This is a genomic window from Paenibacillus sp. MB22_1 (genome assembly GCF_047200555.1).
In the GTDB taxonomy this organism is placed as follows: Bacteria; Bacillota; Bacilli; order Paenibacillales; family Paenibacillaceae; genus Fontibacillus; species Fontibacillus phoenicis.
Map to the genome: position 1 here is coordinate 2,406,723 of NZ_JBLADV010000001.1, position 21,298 is coordinate 2,428,020.

The 21,298-nt window shown below is 43.9% G+C and carries 19 protein-coding genes and 2 pseudogenes; 3 read left to right on the forward strand and 18 right to left on the reverse strand.

The features are described 5' to 3' along the window. Positions 1-4: 4 nt before the first annotated feature. The 5 genes and pseudogenes from ACL02P_RS11355 to ACL02P_RS11375 form a co-directional block, all read right to left on the reverse strand. Positions 5-667 carry a TadE/TadG family type IV pilus assembly protein gene (locus ACL02P_RS11355; RefSeq protein WP_009226012.1) on the reverse strand — a complete coding sequence of 221 codons (663 nt, stop codon included), beginning with the start codon at positions 665-667 and terminating at the stop codon, positions 5-7. Positions 668-669: 2 nt separating this feature from the next. Further along, the gene (locus ACL02P_RS11360) at positions 670-864 is read right to left on the reverse strand and encodes a Flp1 family type IVb pilin (protein ID WP_009226011.1); all 195 of its coding nucleotides are present in this window, start codon (positions 862-864) and stop codon (positions 670-672) included. 22 nt (positions 865-886) lie between these two features. Next, on the reverse strand, positions 887-1,762 hold the full coding sequence (locus ACL02P_RS11365) for a type II secretion system F family protein (RefSeq protein ID WP_009225756.1): 876 nt from the start codon (positions 1,760-1,762) through the stop codon (positions 887-889). A gap of 15 nt (positions 1,763-1,777) precedes the next feature. Next, positions 1,778-2,590, reverse strand: a complete 813-nt coding sequence (locus ACL02P_RS11370; RefSeq protein WP_009225755.1) for a type II secretion system F family protein — start codon at positions 2,588-2,590, stop codon at positions 1,778-1,780. 24 nt (positions 2,591-2,614) lie between these two features. Further along, positions 2,615-2,965 (reverse strand): annotated as a pseudogene (locus ACL02P_RS11375) (CpaF family protein); the annotation flags it as partial. A 448-nt stretch (positions 2,966-3,413) separates the two neighbouring features. Here ACL02P_RS11375 and ACL02P_RS11380 point away from each other — a divergent pair. Beyond that, a complete protein-coding gene (locus tag ACL02P_RS11380) occupies positions 3,414-3,629 on the forward strand; it encodes a hypothetical protein (RefSeq protein ID WP_412837265.1) in 216 nt (71 codons plus the stop codon). Positions 3,630-3,687: 58 nt separating this feature from the next. Continuing rightward, a pseudogene (locus ACL02P_RS11385) lies at positions 3,688-4,389 on the forward strand (IS256 family transposase); the annotation flags it as partial. A gap of 509 nt (positions 4,390-4,898) precedes the next feature. On the opposite strand, the gene ACL02P_RS11390 reads toward ACL02P_RS11385, so the two are convergent. From ACL02P_RS11390 to ACL02P_RS11430, 9 genes are all read right to left on the reverse strand, one after another. Further along, entirely contained in the window at positions 4,899-5,312 is a 414-nt protein-coding gene (locus ACL02P_RS11390; protein ID WP_412837266.1) for a hypothetical protein, read from the reverse strand. A 109-nt stretch (positions 5,313-5,421) separates the two neighbouring features. Further along, on the reverse strand, positions 5,422-6,099 hold the full coding sequence (locus ACL02P_RS11395) for a C39 family peptidase (RefSeq protein ID WP_412837267.1): 678 nt from the start codon (positions 6,097-6,099) through the stop codon (positions 5,422-5,424). 121 nt (positions 6,100-6,220) lie between these two features. Continuing rightward, the gene (locus tag ACL02P_RS11400; protein WP_089550008.1) at positions 6,221-6,697 is read right to left on the reverse strand and encodes a hypothetical protein; all 477 of its coding nucleotides are present in this window, start codon (positions 6,695-6,697) and stop codon (positions 6,221-6,223) included. Between the two features lie 121 nt (positions 6,698-6,818). Continuing rightward, the gene (locus ACL02P_RS11405) at positions 6,819-7,670 is read right to left on the reverse strand and encodes a hypothetical protein (protein WP_089550007.1); all 852 of its coding nucleotides are present in this window, start codon (positions 7,668-7,670) and stop codon (positions 6,819-6,821) included. A 197-nt stretch (positions 7,671-7,867) separates the two neighbouring features. Then, on the reverse strand, positions 7,868-8,473 hold the full coding sequence (locus ACL02P_RS11410) for a hypothetical protein (RefSeq protein ID WP_412837268.1): 606 nt from the start codon (positions 8,471-8,473) through the stop codon (positions 7,868-7,870). 281 nt (positions 8,474-8,754) lie between these two features. Further along, positions 8,755-9,981: a restriction endonuclease subunit S gene (locus tag ACL02P_RS11415; RefSeq protein ID WP_412837269.1), complete on the reverse strand. Its 1,227-nt coding sequence runs from the start codon at positions 9,979-9,981 to the stop codon at positions 8,755-8,757. Beyond that, positions 9,982-11,538 carry a type I restriction-modification system subunit M gene (locus ACL02P_RS11420; protein WP_412837270.1) on the reverse strand — a complete coding sequence of 519 codons (1,557 nt, stop codon included), beginning with the start codon at positions 11,536-11,538 and terminating at the stop codon, positions 9,982-9,984. It abuts the gene before it with no gap. Beyond that, the gene (locus tag ACL02P_RS11425) at positions 11,535-12,128 is read right to left on the reverse strand and encodes a restriction endonuclease subunit S (RefSeq protein WP_412837271.1); all 594 of its coding nucleotides are present in this window, start codon (positions 12,126-12,128) and stop codon (positions 11,535-11,537) included. The genes ACL02P_RS11420 and ACL02P_RS11425 overlap by 4 nt, the downstream gene beginning before the upstream one ends. A gap of 110 nt (positions 12,129-12,238) precedes the next feature. After that, positions 12,239-14,992, reverse strand: coding sequence for a type I restriction endonuclease subunit R (locus tag ACL02P_RS11430; protein ID WP_412837272.1), 2,754 nt, complete (start codon positions 14,990-14,992; stop codon positions 12,239-12,241). A gap of 273 nt (positions 14,993-15,265) precedes the next feature. Between ACL02P_RS11430 and ACL02P_RS11435 the strand changes: the two genes are divergently transcribed. Continuing rightward, positions 15,266-17,434, forward strand: a complete 2,169-nt coding sequence (locus ACL02P_RS11435; RefSeq protein WP_412837273.1) for a hypothetical protein — start codon at positions 15,266-15,268, stop codon at positions 17,432-17,434. A 324-nt stretch (positions 17,435-17,758) separates the two neighbouring features. Here the strand turns inward: ACL02P_RS11435 and ACL02P_RS11440 are convergent, their stop codons facing one another. The 4 genes from ACL02P_RS11440 to ACL02P_RS11455 all read right to left on the reverse strand — a co-directional run bounded on the left by ACL02P_RS11440 (position 17,759) and on the right by ACL02P_RS11455 (position 21,274). Continuing rightward, entirely contained in the window at positions 17,759-19,126 is a 1,368-nt protein-coding gene (locus tag ACL02P_RS11440) for a VWA domain-containing protein (protein WP_412837274.1), read from the reverse strand. Between the two features lie 3 nt (positions 19,127-19,129). After that, positions 19,130-20,224, reverse strand: a complete 1,095-nt coding sequence (locus tag ACL02P_RS11445; RefSeq protein ID WP_412837275.1) for an AAA family ATPase — start codon at positions 20,222-20,224, stop codon at positions 19,130-19,132. Between the two features lie 203 nt (positions 20,225-20,427). Then, a complete protein-coding gene (locus tag ACL02P_RS11450) occupies positions 20,428-20,787 on the reverse strand; it encodes a hypothetical protein (RefSeq protein WP_412837276.1) in 360 nt (119 codons plus the stop codon). 145 nt (positions 20,788-20,932) lie between these two features. Continuing rightward, positions 20,933-21,274 carry a DUF4258 domain-containing protein gene (locus ACL02P_RS11455; RefSeq protein ID WP_009225706.1) on the reverse strand — a complete coding sequence of 114 codons (342 nt, stop codon included), beginning with the start codon at positions 21,272-21,274 and terminating at the stop codon, positions 20,933-20,935. Between the last annotated feature and the right edge of the window lie 24 nt (positions 21,275-21,298).

The following is a 21,298-nucleotide window of genomic DNA, read 5'->3' on the forward strand; positions in this document are numbered from 1 at the left end:
CCGGTTATTTTCCAAACCGTATCAACGCTTCCTGCGCTTCCTGCTTGTCCATTCCTTCTTCACCTTTGCCGCTTCGGAACTTCTCGCCATAATATCGCGCAAGCTCAACGGTCCGAATCCATTCCGTCGGCTCGACCACATAAGACTCCGCGCGGCTGCGCTGATGGATATCGTCAATCCAAGCCTCCAACGGAGCCAGCGGGACGAACCGATCCAGCGCAACACTTACCTTGCGCAGCAGCAGCCGGTTGTCATAGCGCATCTCCCCGTCGATGCCTTCAGGCAGCCTGGCCCCTGTCCGATTCAGCTTCTTCAGCGGAAGCGACTGAGCCTCTCCATCACCTGCATCCGCAGGCAAGGCCAGCTTCACTGCCCTGTCGCCGCCGTCCCCGCCAAAAATCGCCTGCAGCAACCCGTCATCCCCCAGGCGCCAGTAGAGGGAGTCGTACTTCCCATCGGCATAGGCTCCGGTTAAGCCGTCCCGGTAGCTGTTATCCCAGGTATAAGCGGTTCGCTCCGCCGCAACGATGGCAGCCTGCCCCAACAACGCCTGTTGGTAAAGGTAAAGACAGAAGAACAGAAGGATCAGCACCGTGTAAAAAATCAACGGAAGCACCAAAGAAGCTTCAACCGTAAAGACCCCGCGTTGATCCTGCCACAGCTTCATTCTTAAGTCTCGTCCATGAAGTTTTCCGTTTTCGTCTTGGCTTTATCGAGCAAGCTCTCAATAATCGCCTTCAACTGTTTGCGGAAGATCGCAGCGATAATAACGATCACCGCGATAATCAAGATCATTTCCAGCATTCCAAGCCCCTCTTCATTACGCCAAAAACTTCTCATCTCTTTGCGAATTGCCGTTAACATGTTTTCTCCTCCTCTGTGTGCATTACAAATTCATAATCATAAAGGCCGGTGCCCCAACCAAAATCAGTACTGCCATAAACAGCAGCACCATCGGAAACACCAGCTTGGACGAGGCTTGCTCGCCCAGCGTTCTGCCGACGGCTTTGCGTTTCTCCCACAATGAATGGGACAAGTCTCGCAGGGCCAGGGCAAAATCCTCCCCGCCGCGGCGGTAATTTAACAGAACTGCCGTCGTAAAAGCCGACACCTCCTGAATGCCGCAGCGTTTGCTGAATCCTTCCATCGCCTGCTGAAATGAATCCCCCCCTTCCCATTCCTTCTGCATCTGCAGCAGCTCCCGGTATAAGGGATGTCCGATTTGCTCCCGCTTGCGCTCAAGGCATAACTTCATCGCCTGCTGGACGGTTGACCCAGCACCTACCAGCAGCACGATTTTGTTCAGCAGCTCCGGCAGCTCCAGCAGGACAGCCTGTTCCCGCCGCTGAACCTTGCGATGAAGGTCATTGAGCAGCGCCATCGGCACCAACACAGCGAACAGGACGCCGATCCCTAAGCCGGCAGGGCCGTCGCTCAGCAACGTCATCAGACACCCGAACAGGAGACAAATGTAACTGTACGTGAGCGCCTCCGATAGCCAGAGCAGCGTCATTTCGCGGCTGCGCCGGCTGCCGCCGATTTTCTGCACGGCACGCTGAACTTTAAAGAAGAAGCCGGGAAATCGCTGAGATACCTTGATCCGCTCCAAAAGCAGCAACATTGGCGGCGAGAGGCGAACAAGCTTTAATCCTTCCAGATGCAAATCCAGATCTCCCCGGTAGAGGAAGCGAGATTTCTGGTAAGCATATAGCCAGCCTCCGCTTAATACGAACAGCAGCAATCCCGAAACCACAAGGTACAATCAGCCAACGCCCCTTTATACTCGAATATCGATGATCTTTAACATCAGCCAGGCGCAGATTGCATATAACAGCAACGCCACACCTGAGATCAGCAACCCAGCGCCATGATGCAGCGGACGCATATAATCCGGGGAAGTGAATTGCATAAAGAGTAAGAACAAGACCGGTGCCGCCAGCATCGCTTTCGCTTCAAAACGTTTCTGGGCGATCATTACGCTGATTTCCTGTGTGATCTCCAGCTTCTCACCGATCAAGTTCGATGTCCGCCGGATCACTTCCACCAGATCTCCACCGGAACGCTTGCAGGTCGTAAACACATCGGCAAAGTTGTCGATATCCTCCATTGCCGCACGTCGGCTGAAATCCAGCAGCGCCTCCTCGATCGGCTGACCGTAATCCATCCGGGCGCAAATGATCGCAAGCTCTCGCATGACATCATTATCCCCGTCTGGATACAGCAGCCTTAGATCGTCGATCGCCTCGCGAAAACCGTTCTCCACCGAGCGGCCAGCGGCCAATGAGGAGGACAGCGAATACAACGCTTGCTTAAAATGCAGGCTCAGGTTCTCCCTTCTCCGGCGCAGCAGGTAACCGCTCCAATACTTCGGCGTGTATAAGCCGCCTAACGAAAGCAGCAATGCCAACGGGAGAGCATGGAAGAAAATATAGCCTAATGCAACGAAAGCTGCTCCTCCAACCAGCGTGCAGATGACCTTCTGTCGCGGAGACAAAGGATACACCCGATAGTCCGCAAGACTTGCTGGGTCTGCCGTCGGTTTCAGCCCGGACTTCCGACGCTGCAAACCGGATCCTGCTTTCAGCAACAAACCGCATCCTCTCCTTCCTGTGCATTAATCAACTGGTAATCCCGACATACGCAGCTTGTCCGTATGGATTAACTTTGCGCCGCTGCTTTGCAAGTGACCCACGATTCGGCCGTTCTGCTCCCCTTCTTCCTGGAACGTAAACAGCGGCTGAAGCACCACCTCCCCGTCCCTCAGACCAACAACCTCGGAGATTTCCGTCACTCGGCGTGAACGGTCGCGCAACCGCGACAAATGAACAAAAACATCGATCGACGAAGCGATCTGTTGACGAACAACCGGAAGCGGCAATTCGGCTCCGCTCAGCACCATCGTCTCCAGCCTGCTGATCATATCCGCTGTGCTGTTGGCATGCCCAGTCGAAAGAGACCTATCATGGGGGTTGTGGTATTAAAATAGTCTCAGCTATATGGGACTGACCTCATAGTGTGAGACAAATATAAGACGAGGAATCAACTCTATAATGCTCATAAGATCGATCAAAATTATTCATATCAACAAAAGATCTTACATATATTCCGGTGCCAATAAGCTTAGAATTTTAGGAGTAACCTGTGTATATTAAACATAAAAGACACTAGGGCGTTGAATTAGGTGGCTAAAATTTACGATTTTCTTTCTTACAGATCTCAAATCGAACTTGTCCAGCATGATTTCAAACATAATGACGAGGTTGTTGAAAACATGGTAAATATATCGGTGTATTGACCAAACAGAGAACTGATTCTCTAAGGAGAACTATAGATATGATGGAGTTTAGAAAGAAGAAAATAGAAAAGCTTATGTCGGAATATCAGAATTACGGTGTGGGTACGAAGAAATGGTGATGGAAGCGGTCAACTTTCTTTGGGTGAAAGATAATGGCGTCGATTACAATCCTGAGGTCTGGGACTTCTATGTTGATATGAAGGGGCATTGTTGGGTAGTAAATAAACGAAAAAAAATTAAAGGGGTTGTCGAAAGTCCATCTTTTGGGGAAATGAAGCGAAATGAAAAGCCCATGAATGTTGATATCATGGCATTCTTAGAGTCTGTAAAATAGTTTGTGTAAACTCCTAAACCCAGTAAAATGGAAGACATAGAAAGGTTGGGGAGAATACATGGGACTTTGGTCAAAGGAACAACTGCGGGCGTTCATCAAGGAGAACAAACTGGTTACGGCACAGGATGCGCAGAACGCTCTGAAAGAACTGTTTGCGGAAACGCTCCAGGAGATGCTGGAAGCCGAGATGGACACACACCTGGGCTACGAGAAACATGAGGTCAAGGCCAAGCTGACGCCAAACAGCCGTAATGGCAAAAGCAAAAAGACAGTCGTCAGCGAATATGGAGAGCAGGAGATCCATGTTCCCCGGGACCGGATGAGCGAGTTCGAGCCAGTTGTTGTGCAGAAGCACCAGAAAAACGTGACGGGCATCGAAGACCAGATTATTGCTCTTTACGCCAAAGGCGTCAGTACGCGTGAAATTCAGGATCATTTACAGAACCTGTACAGTATTGAGGTTTCGCCTACGCTCATTTCCAATGTCACGAATAAGATCGTGCCGCTCATTAAAGAATGGCAGAACCGGCCTTTGCAGGGCGTGTACGCGGTTGTCTACATGGATGCCATCCACTTCAAAGTGAAGCAGGACGGGGCCATAGTTAACAAAGCGGCCTACATGGTGATTGGCATCGACTTGGACGGAAACAAGGATGTACTCGGTATGTGGATCGGGGAGAATGAATCCAGTAAGTTCTGGCTCAGCGTGCTAAATGACCTGCGAAATCGTGGTGTCCAAGACATTCTCATCATCTGTATGAAAGAAAAGTATACCCCGGTTCAGACTAAACTTGTGCAACCTCCGGACGTCCGTCAGTCAGTGTGAAAACTTGCTCCGATATGAGTGTCGAGTCATCATATAGGACCTTTTCACTTTGGGAAACAGGAGTTCTGTAATTTACCACTTTGAGACCCCCTCCTTTGTTTTTAATTTTATAACGATACGCATAAAGGATACCTGACGCTTTTAACAAAAGATTGATTGCCAGTTCCGTTCCTTTCCCCAAATTCGTCGCGGTCGCTCCGGACGCTCCTGGCTCACACTGCTCCTGCAGCTCGGCCGGCTCCGGTGCAACGATCGATGCGTCCATTCCCAAGCGCGCTACAGCTCGCTCACCGCCAGACCGCTGCTAACGAGTTTATCCGATGCAGCAGTTCTCCGAATGCGCGGGGCACACCGCAACGTTTATAAAAAAACGAGGTAGAGCAGACCTTATTCTGCTCGACCCTGTGTTTAAAGTTTCCGTTTATAAAATCACAGCAGGGATTCTAAGTATTGCTCCCATCCCACAATTGAGTTATTTGGTCAGCCAACTCATCGTTCGGCATGATCTTAGTACGATTTATTGAAGTGGGTGTCAGTCGAAACTTCTCTTGCTCACTCTCAAATAATGTTACAGTAAATAAACTTCCACTGTGATCTTCACGATTGGGGTCTACAGTCACATTCAATTCCCCAATTCGGTCCAGCCACTGCTCAATAAGTTTTTTATTCTCGATTTTCTTACGTTCTCCTGCCGAACTAAATATCTCAATCCGATTTACATTATGAATATCTTCTGGATAGAACGACTTGATCTGCTTCACTGTATGCCCACCGACACTTGCGTTATTCTGATTGCAACCTGCCGGGACTGTGGCGATCAATATCAGAATGAACAACATGGGTAAATGAAATTTCATTTGCCGCTCCCCCTTTCTCTAATCCAGACGGATTTAATTCCCTAATGTTGCAAATCGACAGGAAAAGACGCCGGGGAAGTCCCCCGAGCGTCCTTTGGTCAAGAGCTGATTAGTCGCGAACTTTCCAAATATCAGTCATCGAACCGAACTGCCCCATGAGAAGATAAACTGTTTTACCGGTCGTTTCCCAATTGTCTTGGACAAGCGCATACTGAGGAGTCGACCAGTCTTCTGTATCCGTGTATGTCTCATATCCGACCAGTGTAATCATGTGCCCACCGTCCGCACCTGTAGGATCATTATAGTCATACCCTACCACACGGAGAAATGCAGGACTGTCCGAGCTAACTTCATTCTTGATGTCGCTAAAACTAACGCTGGTATCTCGGGTAACAGTAAAATCACCGGAATATCCCTTCTCTGAAATATAGTCATTGAACCCAGGTTTAACGTTACTGCTATACACACCATAGCTATCGTCATGGTCCATCAGGACACCCAATCGGTTTGCCACTTGCTTCCAGTCACTCGACGACGACAAATTGGGGTATCCATGTGCATCGTAATACATAATGATCGCTGCGCCTGTTGTCGGTACACAGTCGTTTTCCATGCTATCGTTATCATTTTGCTGGTAGTCCGGAACACCACTAATAAGATCGTATTCATAGTTGATAATGGTACTAACCCCAACCTCACCATTGGTTCGGTTCGAGGGGACCGGTACCTTAATCGGTGCACTTTGTTGCGCCGCTTCTTCACGTTCTTTTATTAATTGATTCAACATTTTTTTATCGAAGGTAATTGCAAGGAGCTTTATGATTGATGGATAGGGGAGGGGAATAGGTAGGGGAATAGAAAAAGCCGTTCGATACCCCTGAGGGGGAGGGAACGGCTATAAATTGAGATTAGCGGTCTACCAAAGATGCTTGCTCGTTGATGTAATTAATAAGCGCGGCGGGCGGTTGCTTCATCATCCCAAGAAGCTCTTTCAATTTAGATAGGGAAGTCGGATTAGCCCACTTCAATTGCTCGCCAACAACATCATTTAGAATAGTGACTTTAAACAGCCCACTTTCATCTTCATCATCGTAATCGATGTAGACATCAAGGTCATCTTTTTGAAATCGAATGCTCTTGTAGAAGCCAGGATTCTTCGTGTAGCTGCCGTATTGACCATTGTGATACCCTTTAAAAACAAGAATAATATGGTTCTCCCTTGCCACTTGTTTACCAACAAAATCATATCTTCTGTTGAAAGCTGAAGCATTAGATCGCCTCCTGATTTTTGATATACCTATATAAATCTGATGGCGATCCGGCTCCAAAAAGTAAAAAGGTCGACCCCTGAATACGAAGTCGACCCCATATGGGGGATAAGACATGATGAACCTTGGTTACTCCTCGATTAAAACCAATACAACAGAATCAAGATGTATGGATGTCTCCATAGATTTTCAAACAAAAAGCAGGGGTTCATTCCCCTGCCCGAACCCCATAGAAAAATCAAACTTCCTCAAAAGACTCCATAAACTCTTCCTCTCGCTCTTCCGCCATTGATACTCCATAACGGCGATATTCATCATAAATAATGGTTCCCTCTAGGTCAATAATGCCAAGATTCGTTTGCCCATTCACTTGACTTTCGAGAGCCGTTAGACTTGGATGGAAAATAACCCCTTGTTCCACCCAGTAATTCAATATTGCTGTGACCTCTTTATCGAAATTATAAGAGGACTTTACCCCAAGGACTCGAACATCAAGGTTCTCCCTATACGTGTAGGGAATCACGTAAAGATACACGTAGTTACCATTTTGCAAGGCTAACTTACAACCCTTGAAATAGACCCTACGCTTGTTCGGAGTCAAAATCAAAGCACACATGTTTAGACGGTAAACATGTTTTCTCGGGAGAATATAGATGTACTTACGTCCGAAACCGGTATCAATGTAATCCACGTACTTAAACCCCTCAGATGGCTTATGCTCCCTACCATCCACAAACCTTCTCAAACCAATCGAAATCTTACTCACCACCGCTACACAATCATGACTAACCGGGATTTGATCGTAAACATAATTACCCGAACTATCCCGACGAAATGACCCATCCGAAAGAACTTGACGCTTCTTCAGAGTCGTCCGACCGACTAACTGAACTTCTTGCTCATTCAAACGGTCAAAAAACATCTCCGTTACCCCTTTAATGAAAGCCATACGACCCTTAGGAATGCCGTTAATCATGGTATCCAATCGAGGTAATGGTAAATCCGTAATCTTAAAGGAATGTGCCATGCTTCTACGACCATTCATCATATCCCTAAACTCTTTCGCAAAGACTGCATCGTTTGTCTGCATAAAACTCCCACCTCCTTATAGTAGAAGGACTTTAATCACTAAAGAAGGACTTAATGAAGTATAATAATTTCTGAAGAAAAATAAACTCCGATCAAAGCTTTTTGGATATACCCCAAGGAAAAGCAAATTTGAGGAAGCGTTGTGATTACCAACTCAATTACCTTCGAAAAGAGTTACCTCATTAGGGCATTTACGTGCTATTTGATAAATACGATATAAACCTTATCCAACTTCAAAGGCTGACCTTCCTCGTAAATCGTTACCCTATCCTTCATTTCAGCCGATAAATTCTTGATTAAGTGCTGCGCGGCGGATAAAGTATGGTCGCCAAAGTCATAGATCACCAAAAATTTATAAGCTTCGGTCGGATCAAGCGACTTCATTTTGGTTTTGCCTGTAAGCAACCCCTTAATATCATCAATGATACCCCTTTTCTGGTTGGAACCAAATACGTAGCCGTTATTGATCGGTTTATTACATTTGATCTCGGCTACGATCTTTATATCTCCGATGACCATTAGATCATAACCATTATTGCTTGGCTTGGTGTTAAGCACCTGATCCAAGTAAACCTGATAATTCTCCTTAACATAAGGGAATCGGTCGCTCAGCCATTCGATGAAACGGATCGTTGTCTTATATGTAAGGATGTTATGTATGTCCTTCAGAGCGGTCTTGATGTCCTCGAAATCCTCAACTGATAGCCTGGAATAGTAATCGTCGTTACTGCCGGTTATTTTGTCCGCGATGAATCGGTTGAAGCGTTCTTTCAGTTCGGCTTCTCGATTATAATGTTGGCTCATGAATAACAACCCCCGCTGTTTCAATTAAGACCATTATACAAGAGATGCAAAATTCCTGTAAGTAATTGGGGATTGTGATTGAACTGTTGTGGGTCAGTGATAGTGACAACCCTAATATCGTTCTCATTGTCCCAAATGTCGAAACCACTTCAAAACTTTCCCAGTTGTCATGCGGATCACGACTTACTTTTCCTGCCGTTTAGTGTTTGAAACGAAAATAACAGAACAACTGAAATAGCCCCCCCCCCGCCGGAAGGAGCTATTCCACGTTCATCTTGACATCAAACAATCATCTGTTGCATTAAACCTTTTTTCAAAGTTTCTAATTGATCAAGTTTTTCAATCTCTTTTGCTAACTTAATATCAAGTTTCACAAAAAAATCTCTAATCAACTTTTGCTCTTCATTCACCGGAATAGATAGTTCCATTTTCATCAGGTTCGATTTCGATAAATTGTAACGAGTCGACCCTTGAGCCAACATAGTGATGTGTTTCCTATAACCTCCAGATCGCAATAAATATGCTAGAAATATGGGATCTATAGGCTTTGACAACCTAAACCCAAAACAAAAGCTATTCAGATAGACGTTAGGAATTTCATGACTCCACACTGAAGCCATACCAACCTCTTCGGGTGTTTCAGAAGAAGTCGTAAATAGAATGTCCCCTGCTAGAACTTTATGTTGATTTTCATTAGCACCAATTGATACTTTCTCAAGACCATCAATTTTGGCAACGGTATTCGTGAAAACATTCATATAGGTTATAAACGAACATTCTCCATCACCAAAATCATCTTTTGTCTTACCACTTAACCCTCCGTATGTTTCACCGAGATCGCCAAGCTTCACTGTCCCCCACTCAGGAAACTCTTGCCCATTCTCATCTTTGAATCGAATCTCCTGCGAAAAAATCTTCTGGAGCATGCCTTTCTTGAACAACTCCAACTGTTTGATCTTCTCCTCTTGCTTCACGATCTTTTGATCGAGGAGGGAGAAAAACGAAGAAATCTTCCTTTGCTCATCAATTGTGGGAATATAAAATTCAAAACCTGAGTATTCACTGGCATTTATCCCTGGCTGCCCCGACCTCATTGACATCAATTTTACCCAACGATTGTAGTGAGATCTCCAAGTTTGATAGTAAACAAATCGATGATCTACTGTCTCCTTAATCCGAAGACGTATAAGGAAACCTGCAAAATACATCTTCCCATCTTCACTTCTGTACATATAACTTTTTCCTGTACTTGCCCCAGTCCTGGCTAACAAAATGTCTCCTTCTTTGAGCAAATATTCATCGGTCATAGATCCTTCAGGAGAAACTTTATTTTGTTCAATATAAAGATGACTTTCTTCATCTATATCAGTAATCCTGATGTACTTATTTTCACCGTCAAAATCAGTTGCAGCAACGTTTAAGCCGTAATCAATAGATTTCGATACAGCTCCAATAGTGGTAGGCATCCATTGCTCGGAAAACCCTTTAAATCTAAGACTTGGGTACACTTAGTTAACCCCCAATTCCTTCAGATACTTCTCAAGCTCCGAATCAATCTTGTCAAGTTCATCATCAATTTCCTTAAGTCGAGTTTGAACCACTTGAATATCTATCGCTTCTTCTTCCTCAAAAGTATCGACATACCTAGGAATATTCAAGTTATAGTCATTGGATCTGACTTCGTCTAGACTAGCGGCATACGAATACTTCTCGATGGTTTGACGTGTCTTATAGGTTTCTACAATCTTCTCAACATCTTCGTCACGCAAGCGGTTCTGGTTCTTGCCTTTCTCGAAATCATTGGAAGCATCAATAAACAGAATATTATCATTCGCTTCTCGGCATTTTTTGAACACCAAAATGCATGTTGGAATTGAAGTGCCAAAGAAGATGTTGGCAGGCAAACCGATCACGGCATCCAAGTAGTTCTTCTCTTCAATCAAGTATTTGCGAATAACCCCTTCAGCCGCGCCGCGGAACAATACCCCATGAGGAAGGACAACTGCCATTGTTCCATTATCGTCAAGGTGGTGAATCATATGTTGAACAAAGGCGAAATCAGCTTTGGACTTGGGAGCCAGCTTACCATAAGCACTGAAACGCTCGTCTTGCAGGAACTTCTCATCCGCACTCCATTTAGCAGAGTAGGGGGGATTCGCTACTACAGCTTCGAAGCGCATACCAAGATGTCGCGGCTCCTCTAAACTATCAGCATTCTGAATATCGAAGTTATGATAGGACACATCATGTAAAAGCATGTTCATACGAGCTAAGTTATACGTAGTCGAGGTTTTCTCTTGTCCATAAAACTTCCGTACTTTCGCTTCCTTGGCAACCCGCAAAAGCAACGATCCCGAACCACAGGTAGGGTCATAAACATTTCGTATATTCTGCTTACCTAGTGTTACTATCTTGGCAATGATTTTTGAAACTTGCGGTGGAGTGTAGAATTCACCAGCTTTTTTACCCGCATGGGCTGCAAACTGACCGATTAAATACTCGTAAGCGTCTCCCAAGACGTCAATATCCGCATCATCATGTGAGAAAGGTATGCTGTTGATATTAACCATTACTTTAGCAATAACTTTGGAACGAGACTTCACATCACGCCCTAATTTTGACGAAGATAAGTCCATATCTTCAAAAAGGTTATGAAATTCTTCTTGGCTTTCTGCCCCCAACGTTGAATCAGTTACTTTATTAACTGCATTTTGAAGCATCTCAATATCGAATTTTCCTTGCTCGCCCTTACCTATTTCCTCAATCATGCTTGAAAACAGATAGTCAGGTTCGATAACATAACCAATCTCCTGAATAAGTTGATCCTTTAATCCTTCACGATAAGCCTGATCTTTCCAAGCATCCTTATATGAAATGTTATCTTCTTCGAGCAATTTGTTTGCCCGATCCTCCGTTTTTTCAGACAAGAAACGATAAAAGATCAAGCCGAGAATATAGTCCTTGAACTCGTAAGCTTCAAGTTGACCCCGAAGGTCATTTGCCATGTCCCAAAGCTTCTTATGTAATTCACCTTGTTGATAACGCTGCAACTCAGTCGTTGTCATTTGTTTACCTCCTCCTTTAGATACCCCATTAGTATTTGTTTGATATATTGCTGTTCCCATGCGATTCTCTCCTGAAGTAGACGATTTTTTCGATGTAATAATCTGTGGACACTACCAATTCTCACTTGATCGTCCATAGGTGGCAAAATAACTTCCAAAGTCCTAAGCATTTGAATCGATAAAGCTGCGATGCTGGAACCTTGTGTTGCGATCTTCAATTGTTTGCGACAATCTGGATGTTCATTTATAAACCACTCCAGATAGTCAGGATGTAATTCGTTTGTAGGCTCAATAATGGCAAAGTTAGAGGGAATCAACTTACCGACATGCTCTTTCTGCAATGCCATTGCTCGTTGTCCGGTTAAGCTGATTAAGACTAATCCCTCTTTGGCAAGCGGTAAAGTACTTAAACGAGCTTGCTCTACATGAACATCTTGTTGATTTTCTACCGATGTAGGATCAAGACTTAACCACTCATTCATTTCTTTCATCGTGTAAACCGAAAGCTTTACTGCTTTCGGTGATGGTGATATTTGGATACGAGAAAGAAATGCTCCTTGCACCACCGATGCACATTGTTCTAAATTCAAACCAACCCTCCCCCTTGCTATTTTTTCAAATAGCATCAATATCAACAAGATCATCATAATAAAAAACAGCAGAAAAGGCAATCCCTTTTCTGCTATTTTTATAAATAGCACTACGAGTATCGTTTGGTATGCTCGGTGATGAACTCAATTATTCGTTGGATCATCGCTCTTTTTTGTAAGAACGGTAACTTTACTGCATCACTAATCTCTTGTTGATTAACAAGTCCACCATACTCATACTCCTGAACAAAACCTTGGACCTCTTCAGGTGACAACCCCACTTCACCTGCGAATGCCTCAATTTCCTTCATACGTTCTTCTTGTTCGAACGCATTGTAGCTATCGTCCACCGAATCGGCATTCGTTAATGTCGGTACGACTTTACGTAAGAACTCCTTCAACAAATTCGCCTTGAGACGGAGTTGCTCATTGTCAGCCCGATCAATCTCATCTTCAATGTTCTTTATCGACTTGTCTCGATCTTCCTGATTATCGAAATCGATGCTCCTGATTAAATTCATGATGTAACTAACATTGATCCGATCTGTGTGCATCAGCTCGATCAGGAAGTCAACATTAGCCAAAATCGATTCCTTCCCCCCTCCGCGCTTAACTTCATCATAAATACGGAGGTACTTACTCCTGTAGTCCTGGTACTCCTGCTCATGAATACCTAACCTAACTGGATCGAATTCAAACTCGGTGAAAGTTTGGAGGCGAGTCAAGTACTTAGTAAGATCACGGAAGCTGACTACAAACTCCTGCTTTTCCTCTTCCTGCTTCAGCGCATCCACTGCCGCTGGCGTTAAGGCAAGGGCTTTTACTTTTGACAGTGCTGCCCTAAACATTTGAAGGTACTCTTCGTAGCTCTTCATCAGGACATCGTCAATATTGTCAGTCTTCGAGAACAACTTGATCGCTTCATCGGTATCTTCCTTCAAGTTGCGGAAGCAGACAATATTTCCATAGGGTTTAGTCGCTTTTTCCGTTCGATTGGTGCGTGAGAAGGCTTGAATCAAATTATGATACTTCAAAAAACGATCCATGTAGAGGATGTTCAGGGTCTTGCTGTCGAAACCTGTTAAGAAAATGTTGACCACCAACAGAATATCGATTTGGGCAGTCTTGACTCTTCTGGAGACATCAGCAAAATACCCCTGATACTTATCAGTAGAGAAATTGGTGCCGAACATGACATTGTAGTCTTTAATGATACGTTCAAGACTGTCCCGCGAATGCTCGTCTTGTCCGTCACCCTCACTATCTTCATTCTGCCCATAGGTGAAGATACCGGCAATCTTCAAGTTATGAGACATTGATTTAAAGGTATCGTAATACTTAACCAGCATCGGAATGCTGTCCACAGTAAATAAACCGGTATACCCCTTACTGCGGGACTTCCGATCATGGTGGGTGATGATATGTTCGGCAATCATACGGATACGATCATCGTGCATCCAAACTTCATCGGTTAAAATTCCTTTTACACGGGTTTGATCCTTTTCATCAATCGAGACATCAACCGTTTGGATATACTCCACCGAAAACCCCAAGACATTACCATCATGAATAGCATCTTTAATCAAATACGTATGTAAGCACTTCTCGAAAATATCGGCAGTTACCCGACCATCTTGACTTTTATTCTCCTCGAACAGAGGTGTCCCCGTGAAACCAAAGTACTGAGCTTCTTTGAAATGCTTATTGATCAAAGTATGCATCTTACCGAATTGACTACGGTGACATTCATCAATGATAAAGACAACCCGTTCATGCTGATACGGTTTCATGATGTGCTCATAACGTGGATTTTTAATAGCGTTTGCCATCTTTTGAATCGTAGTAACGATCAGCGGCTTAGTTAAGTCCGAAATTTGTGCCACCAGTTTGTCCGTATCATCCGTCATATCCACTGAACCGGGTTCAAACTTGTTAAATTCAGCAAGGGTTTGGCTGTCCAAGTCCTTGCGGTCAACGAGGAAGAAAACCTTCTTGATGTGTGGTTCATTAGCAAGAATCTGACTCGCCTTAAATGAAGTTAACGTCTTACCGCTACCAGTGGTGTGCCAGATATAACCGTTGTTCTTGGTTTCTAAAGCCCGCTTAATAAGTGCTTCAACAGCATAAACCTGGTAGGGGCGCATAACCATTAACAGCTTCTCGGTCTCATTCAATACCATGTATCGAGCGATCATCTTCGCGATGTGACATCTTTCCAAAAAGCTGGCTGCGAAATCACTTAGATTAGTGATGCGATTGTTTTCTGCATCCGACCAAAAGAAGGTATGCGAAAACAAGATGTCACCATCTGAGTTAGCAAAATACTTCGTGTCGACCCCATTACTGACTACAAACATCTGCAGGTAACGATATAACCCTCGGAACGAGTGCTTTCGATACCTCTGGATCTGATTGAACGCCTCTTTAAAATCTAAGCCGCGGCGCTTTAGCTCGATCTGAACCACGGGTAGTCCGTTAATGAGGATTGTTACATCATACCGGTTTTTATAAGTTCCTTCGACAGTTGTCTGATTGGTGACTTGAAAGAAGTTTTTACACCACTCTCGAGTATTCATCAACTCAAGGTAAATCTCGGTTCCATCATCGCGTTGGAACACTTGCTTATCCCTGAGAATTTTTGCAGAATCAAAAATACTCTTACTGTCAACCTGAGTCAAAAAGCGGCTGAACTCAGCATCGGTCAGTGGCTGACCGTTCAACTTCTTCGCGTTGAACCTATTCAGTTGCTGTTTAAAGTTTTCGAGAAGTGAATCGTAATCATTTATGGTTACTCGTTCGTAGCCTTGACGAACAAGTTGCTCGATTAAATTTTTCTCCAGTTGGGCTTCCGATTGATAGGACAAGTACGAGGCCTCCTTTTTGCTATTCATACATACCCCTTATACACAGGGCTCTTACATAATTCTGCTAACGCTTGTCGATATCCTTCTAAAGAACCAAATACTAGAGATGACCGTAGAAAATGTGCCCCTGTCATATACCAATCAGGATCTTTTTTCAACAATAAAATAAAATATAAATTGGGCTTATCCACCCTAATCCAACACCACTCTCTGCACATAAAGAAATATGCTACAATAGTCTTAATATTTCGAGTTTGTTTTAGGGGGGTCTCTATGTCAGAAAAACATGCTGACAAATTACTTCATGTGCAAAACGGAGTAATTCGTCATCTGCTATATTCAAAGGTAGATGAAAAAGATTTAATCAATCGTTATCGCACAGTTGTCAAGCGTGAAGTCAAGCATGATTTGAAAGCTGCTTTTGAGCGATTAGACAAACAAAAGCTTGTGGAAATCATCGCTATCTCTCCAGAAATAACTGAATCAGACATTGAAACCTGTTTTGAAGAAAACAGATATAGCCGTAGACCAAATTTCCGGCTATTTATGTTACGTCCACATGACCCCCAAGTGAACTCGGCATCGTTTATATCCGGTCATAAGAATGATGCTGGCGTAACCAAAATGAATGAGTTGCTCAAACCCGTCATATATCCCAAGGATAATGTTTTTGGTCTAATCGCAATCGACCAAACTGTTGTCAACCATGAAACCTTAGAAATCGCATTACAATATCAAGAGAGATATAACTATATAAGTCCTGAAACCGAACAGTCTGAATTTATTTACGAACTGAAATTCGGGTTCTTATGGATCAACTTCGACCAACGCTTTGTAAGTATCAGTATTCCCACTGAGTCCCTAGTTGGAATAATATCCAGAACAATTCAAGTAGCCTTTAACTGCTTTGTGTCACCAGTGAACATCACAAAAAATATTGTTGACAGTGTGTTTAGCAAAGAATTCATGAAACGAACCACTTTGAACAACCCTGATCCTGCTTCGGGTAAGCCAAGCAAAATTACTTTAGTTGATAGCGATCTGGGCAATAAAGTAGGGCAACTGACTGAATTTGACGGGTACGATTCGCCAAGTTCAGTTTACCAAGAAGCCATCGATGAGGATGGCGACTTCTTCTCAACACTTGGGGTCAATAATGACAAAGGGAAGATCTACCTTACTCGTCAGCTTAAAGCCTCTGAGATGAGACGTTGGGGAATCTGGCGAATTGAACAAATCATGAATTACATTAACTCCGTACATGACAATGGTGAGATCGATGAAAAATTCGAGTCGTTTGGTCTCGATGTAGATCCCGATCTTGTTACTTTCACTACTACAAATGACGAGAGAAAAGTAATCTTAGAGGTCATAAAGGCAGTTGTTACCTGTAAGGTCAAGAAAATTGAAAGTTTCAAATTGCATGACTTAAATGTCCATAAAATTGTAACTTCATTGAAGAAGCACACTATTGCCCGGTTTTATCCTTATTGCGAAAGTTGCGACCACTATACGGATATCAACTGCAATCACTGCGGAAACACCGATTTGTTAACGATTTCTGTGAAGAAGGGACAAGCTCCGAAGGTCGTATGCTCATTCTGTTACACTGAGCTCCAGCAAGATAATGTTCGTTGCCTTATGGATCATAAGGTTAGAATTGATTCCTGGTACGATGGGGCTATGATCAATCCCAAATCAGCATTAGTCGAACTTACCGAGAAGATCATTAGTAAGTATTTTCCAGATGTCGCCTTCTCGCATGAAGAAGAGTCTTTCTATCTTCAAAACAATGTTGTTCACTATTCTTCCAGAATCGCATCCAAAGTTATGTTCAAAGTAAGAGAACTCGAACAGTTTAAATCGGTCTGGGATCGAAGAATAACCCCGAAACCCCGTGAAGAACTGCATGAAGTACTAAGTCTGATTACTGAAAAATGTTCGTATCATAGTGTGGATGCTTGTCAAGCCTGTCAGCATGAAAAAAGTGTCCGCTGCATCATGAAACCATTTGTAACTTTTACTGATCATAAATTACATCCGCATCATGGCCAAGAATTTGGCGATATCAGCTTTACTATAAAAATGCTTGATATGGACGATGCCGTATTTGTAGGTATAGCCAAGAGTTATGAGAAGAAGCCGATAAAACCCACAGACAAAAAAGCATATGAAATGCTTCAACAATTCGTGTATAAATGTAAGGATACTACTGTCAATGTTCTAGGGATTGTCGTAGCAGGTGAACTAGAACAGGGTTTTGTCGCCGTACTCCAAGATCTTGCTGGAAGGTACAGAAAGAAAGTCGTTATGTGGACATACGAGGAATTGATTCTTGCGGTCGATTATGCAATCAGGAGCTATAATCTGTCAGTTTCAGACGTTATTGAAGAACTGAAAGCAGATATTACTAGAAGGAAAAAACAAAAGCCTGCAAGTTAATAGCAAAGGAGAAGCTATCTCAATAATTGGCTTCTCCTTCCCCTTGGGATCACGATATTAAAATTAACTTACTAAACATTATCATTACCCACCGTCAACGTCCATAATCAAAGGCTGATCTTCCTCGTAAATGGTCACCTTGTCCTATGTCGAATAGATAATTCTCAATTAGGTATCACGCGGCGGTTTCAATGTCGACTCAAAAATAATAATTCGAGTTAATCAAAAGGCTTGATGGTCAAAAATAAAACCCGACTATTGTCGGGTCAGCCTGTTGAAAAACTTTCAACAGGCTGAGGACAGATATAATATGCCCTGCTCATCTCATATTTCAAATACCTGATGCACTGATTCATCTTCAAACGAAGAAGCTGTAACAATCCGATCCGAGAAGTCTTCTACCCCTTGGATAGATTCCCTGCCTAGCAAAAGAGATAAGACTGAAAAACCCTTTTTATCCTTCAGTTCATTCCATGTCTGTAGGAAATGCTCACTCACATGAGACTCTCCGTCTGTCACAAACACAATATCCGCTTTATTAAAGCGGCTCTGTTTAATGATTTGACTTGCTGCCCTAAGTGGAGGTTCAAAGCTTGTTCCCCCACCCAAAAAAATAGTGGCCAACTGAATCATATCCTGAACTGTTATTTTCCCACGCTCATAGATCAACGGAGTATCTGCATGTGAAGAAAACGGAATCCATGCAAAGTCTCTTCGCTGCTTACGGGCAATACTCATCAAGGCAAGAGCAAATCCTTTGGAGATGGTGTCTTGTCCACTCATGCTTCCGGATTGATCTAGGCACAGGATGATTGGCCCCTTGCCTAGCTGTTCAGGCCCCTTTGTATCATACTGAAGCGTTTGACCCTCAACATAACGGCGTAGGAAATCTATTTTCGTCATAGGGCTGGCGTAGCTCCCAAGTTCCATCGGAAGTAGTTGTTCCATATCATTTCCCTGCTTAATCCCATTACGGTTAATAGCATCCTTATGCTTCGAACGCTGCTTCCGATTAGCAATCACTTTCATACGACCAGCCCACCTTGCAATGTCCTTCATCTTTCTATCGTGGCTCAACCTTTCAGCTAGGATGAGTTGATCTTTCAACGGAACCTTTTTCAGTTCACTATCGCCACTTCCTGCCTGCATACCCCCCAAAAGAGATTTTACATTCTCCTTGGCTTCTGTTGCTTCTTGTGCAGCCTTTGCCAGCATCTTAGATAGTTCGTTGCCGTTCTGATTCAAGGCTGAAGATAATGCCTCTGACGCTTCCTGTGAGGCGCCTGGCTTTCCCTTCATAAAGTTTTGCAACGCATTCGCCAAGTCCTGATCCTTTTGCGCTTGTTCTTTAACCCATCCAAGAACCGTCTCACTATATTTCGTTGTTCCAAGAGCAGCAGCTAGGTCATCCAGTCGAGTAAACTCACGAAACTCCTGATAGCTTTCGTCTGACATCACCCGTTCCATAAGCTGATGATTCATCTCTAGCCCTTCAGGAACCTCTTCCAGCAATTCAGGCTTCATTTTAAAAAGGCCTGCCCACATGTCACCCATTAAAGGTTGGAAAGAGGGAAATAATTTACTTCCCTCTTTACTAACCTCTCTGAGCTTCTTGGACATCTCTAAAATCTGCCCGAAGCGTCTCCGATCATATGAATCTGTGTTTAAAACAGAACCTTTTTGCTCCTTCATCTCCTACACCCCCAACACTTGAGATGCGATATCCGTCAATGACTTTTGAACAAGAGCAATAGCTTGCTCGACTTCTGGTCGGTTCGGATTATCCTTTTGAAGCTTTTTAAGTTCGATGACTAAGCTTTTAAGCTTCTTCGTGCTTTCTACAGCCACATCCGTTGAGTTGTTAGACTGTTCAAGACTCTTCAAGATATCAGCAGCTTCAGTTTTAATCTCTTCCACACGTGTCTTCACCGCATCCTGAGCATGATTGCGAACGATCTTTGCGACCTTATCACGCTGCTCCGGCTTTTCCCACAGACTATGCTTGAGAATCATGAGGTCTTCAAGTTCTGCGTGATCTCTTCCGGCTAACACAGCCTTAGCACGAATTACTGAAAGAACTTGCTTGAATCGGCGATCAGAAGGACGAATGCCTTCATCCATCAGTTCCCTTCTGATCTTGCTTAGTGCATCAAATACCTCATCAGGAATAGTGACTGTATCACTAAAGAACTGGAGTTCAAATAATTCATCTATGCTCATATCGGCTGGAGATGGTGCAGAACCTTTCAACATGGAAACAAAGGACTGATCTTCGCCGATGTAGTCCACTTCATATCTCAGCAAGAAGCGGTCAAACAAGGCTTCTAGTCCCTCACCTTCTTCTGGATATTCATTTGAACTACCGATCAAGGACATTAAGGGAACCTGTGCCGGACTGCCATCGTTGTAGAACACTCGTTCATTGATGAGAGTCAGCAAGGCATTCAAAATTGCACTGTTAGCCTTGAATATTTCATCAAGAAATGAGGTGTGTGCTTCCGGCAGCTTTCCCGTCGTATTCCGCTTGTACACGCCTTGTTCCAGTTCTTTCAACGAGACAGGTCCGAATAACTCCTCTGGTGTACTAAAACGTGTCAGCAGCCATTGGAAGTAATTCGCGCCTGTAATCCGCTTAGTTAGATCACTTACAAGGGCGCTCTTTCCTGTTCCGGGCGGCCCGATCAACAAAGCATGCTGACGGGCGATCATAGCCACCATCAGCCCCTCAATCACTTCTTCTCGTTCAGAATATTGACTATTTAATGCATTCTGGATATCCTTGATTTTCATTTTTTAGCTACCTCCACATTTTTAGATAAAATAAAAAGAGCCAACGCTTCTTATGAAGAAGTCATCAGCTCTTTATTTTTATAATGTGGGGTCAATCGCAGGAAGTCCAAGATGCCCACGTCAACTCCACATTCAACCTCCGAAAAAATAAAAGCCACGAATCCCGCAAGGGAAACTCATGGCTTTTAATAGTGTTTTTGTTTTTACACCGTGACTGGCAACCCGATCCATTCAAGCAGATCGATGGCTTCAGGCACCGGACGACGATTCTGGATGCATTCCAAAACCATTTCATTCACTTCTTCTTCGATGCTCGCGCGGAGCATCAAATCTGACACCGTTTCGCCATCGTCAAACATGTATTCCGGTATGTTCGTAACCGTCACTGTGTAGATTTCATTCCCGACCTCCACAGTGTAAACTTCCGATCCATACCGGAGATGACCAGTTCGTCCGGCCAGTTCAATCGTTTCCGGGATTTTCTCGCGGTACGCTTCCATGGCCATGCGCGAAAACTTCGCCAAGCTGCCGTTCGCAAATATTCCCGCTTTAAGCTTAAACATACGGTTTTCCTCCCTGTTCACCCGAACGGCTGGAAAGGTAAAGTTGCGCGGATGATCAGCCTTGGGTCGTCCGACTTTGGACATGACGATCACACCCCTTTACCCTTTATTATATCCGTTCAGATAAATTTTTGCATTACAAAAATTATTTTCTTCTTTGGAAGTTGTCTCTCCACTCCCCGCTTCGGGGGTCGTATGTCGTTTTCACCGTCCACGATTCTGGATGGACAACATTAAAAACGCATACGACATGGAGCGGACGGTATTGCCCTTTTCCGATTTTAAGAAAATACATCAGAACGATGGTAACATCCGCACCGTCCTGACGCCTCTCAATCGGCCATCCGTTCAAGACGGCGTTTCGTATGTCTATTTCGGAGATGCCGCGCTCAATTTGTCTGTGAAGCGCATGTTTGGAAATCACAAGCTTTCCATCTCCCTCTTCAAGCAGTTCAACAAACTTTCTATGCTCAGTTTCGGCATTCATTTCTTTTCTTCTCCTTTCTGGAGA

Coding starts and splice junctions, on each gene's coding strand:
- ACL02P_RS11380 (WP_412837265.1), top strand. CDS start 3,414: ATGGAAGCGGTCAACTTTCTTTGGGTGAAAGATAATGGCGTCGATTAC.
- ACL02P_RS11435 (WP_412837273.1), top strand. CDS start 15,266: ATGTCAGAAAAACATGCTGACAAATTACTTCATGTGCAAAACGGAGTA.
- ACL02P_RS11390 (WP_412837266.1), bottom strand. CDS start 5,312: ATGAAATTTCATTTACCCATGTTGTTCATTCTGATATTGATCGCCACA.
- ACL02P_RS11440 (WP_412837274.1), bottom strand. CDS start 19,126: ATGAAGGAGCAAAAAGGTTCTGTTTTAAACACAGATTCATATGATCGG.
- ACL02P_RS11420 (WP_412837270.1), bottom strand. CDS start 11,538: ATGACAACGACTGAGTTGCAGCGTTATCAACAAGGTGAATTACATAAG.
- ACL02P_RS11360 (WP_009226011.1), bottom strand. CDS start 864: ATGTTAACGGCAATTCGCAAAGAGATGAGAAGTTTTTGGCGTAATGAA.
- ACL02P_RS11410 (WP_412837268.1), bottom strand. CDS start 8,473: ATGAGCCAACATTATAATCGAGAAGCCGAACTGAAAGAACGCTTCAAC.
- ACL02P_RS11405 (WP_089550007.1), bottom strand. CDS start 7,670: ATGCAGACAAACGATGCAGTCTTTGCGAAAGAGTTTAGGGATATGATG.
- ACL02P_RS11400 (WP_089550008.1), bottom strand. CDS start 6,697: ATGTCTTATCCCCCATATGGGGTCGACTTCGTATTCAGGGGTCGACCT.
- ACL02P_RS11455 (WP_009225706.1), bottom strand. CDS start 21,274: ATGAATGCCGAAACTGAGCATAGAAAGTTTGTTGAACTGCTTGAAGAG.
- ACL02P_RS11355 (WP_009226012.1), bottom strand. CDS start 667: ATGAAGCTGTGGCAGGATCAACGCGGGGTCTTTACGGTTGAAGCTTCT.
- ACL02P_RS11450 (WP_412837276.1), bottom strand. CDS start 20,787: ATGTTTAAGCTTAAAGCGGGAATATTTGCGAACGGCAGCTTGGCGAAG.
- ACL02P_RS11395 (WP_412837267.1), bottom strand. CDS start 6,099: ATGTTGAATCAATTAATAAAAGAACGTGAAGAAGCGGCGCAACAAAGT.
- ACL02P_RS11445 (WP_412837275.1), bottom strand. CDS start 20,224: ATGAAAATCAAGGATATCCAGAATGCATTAAATAGTCAATATTCTGAA.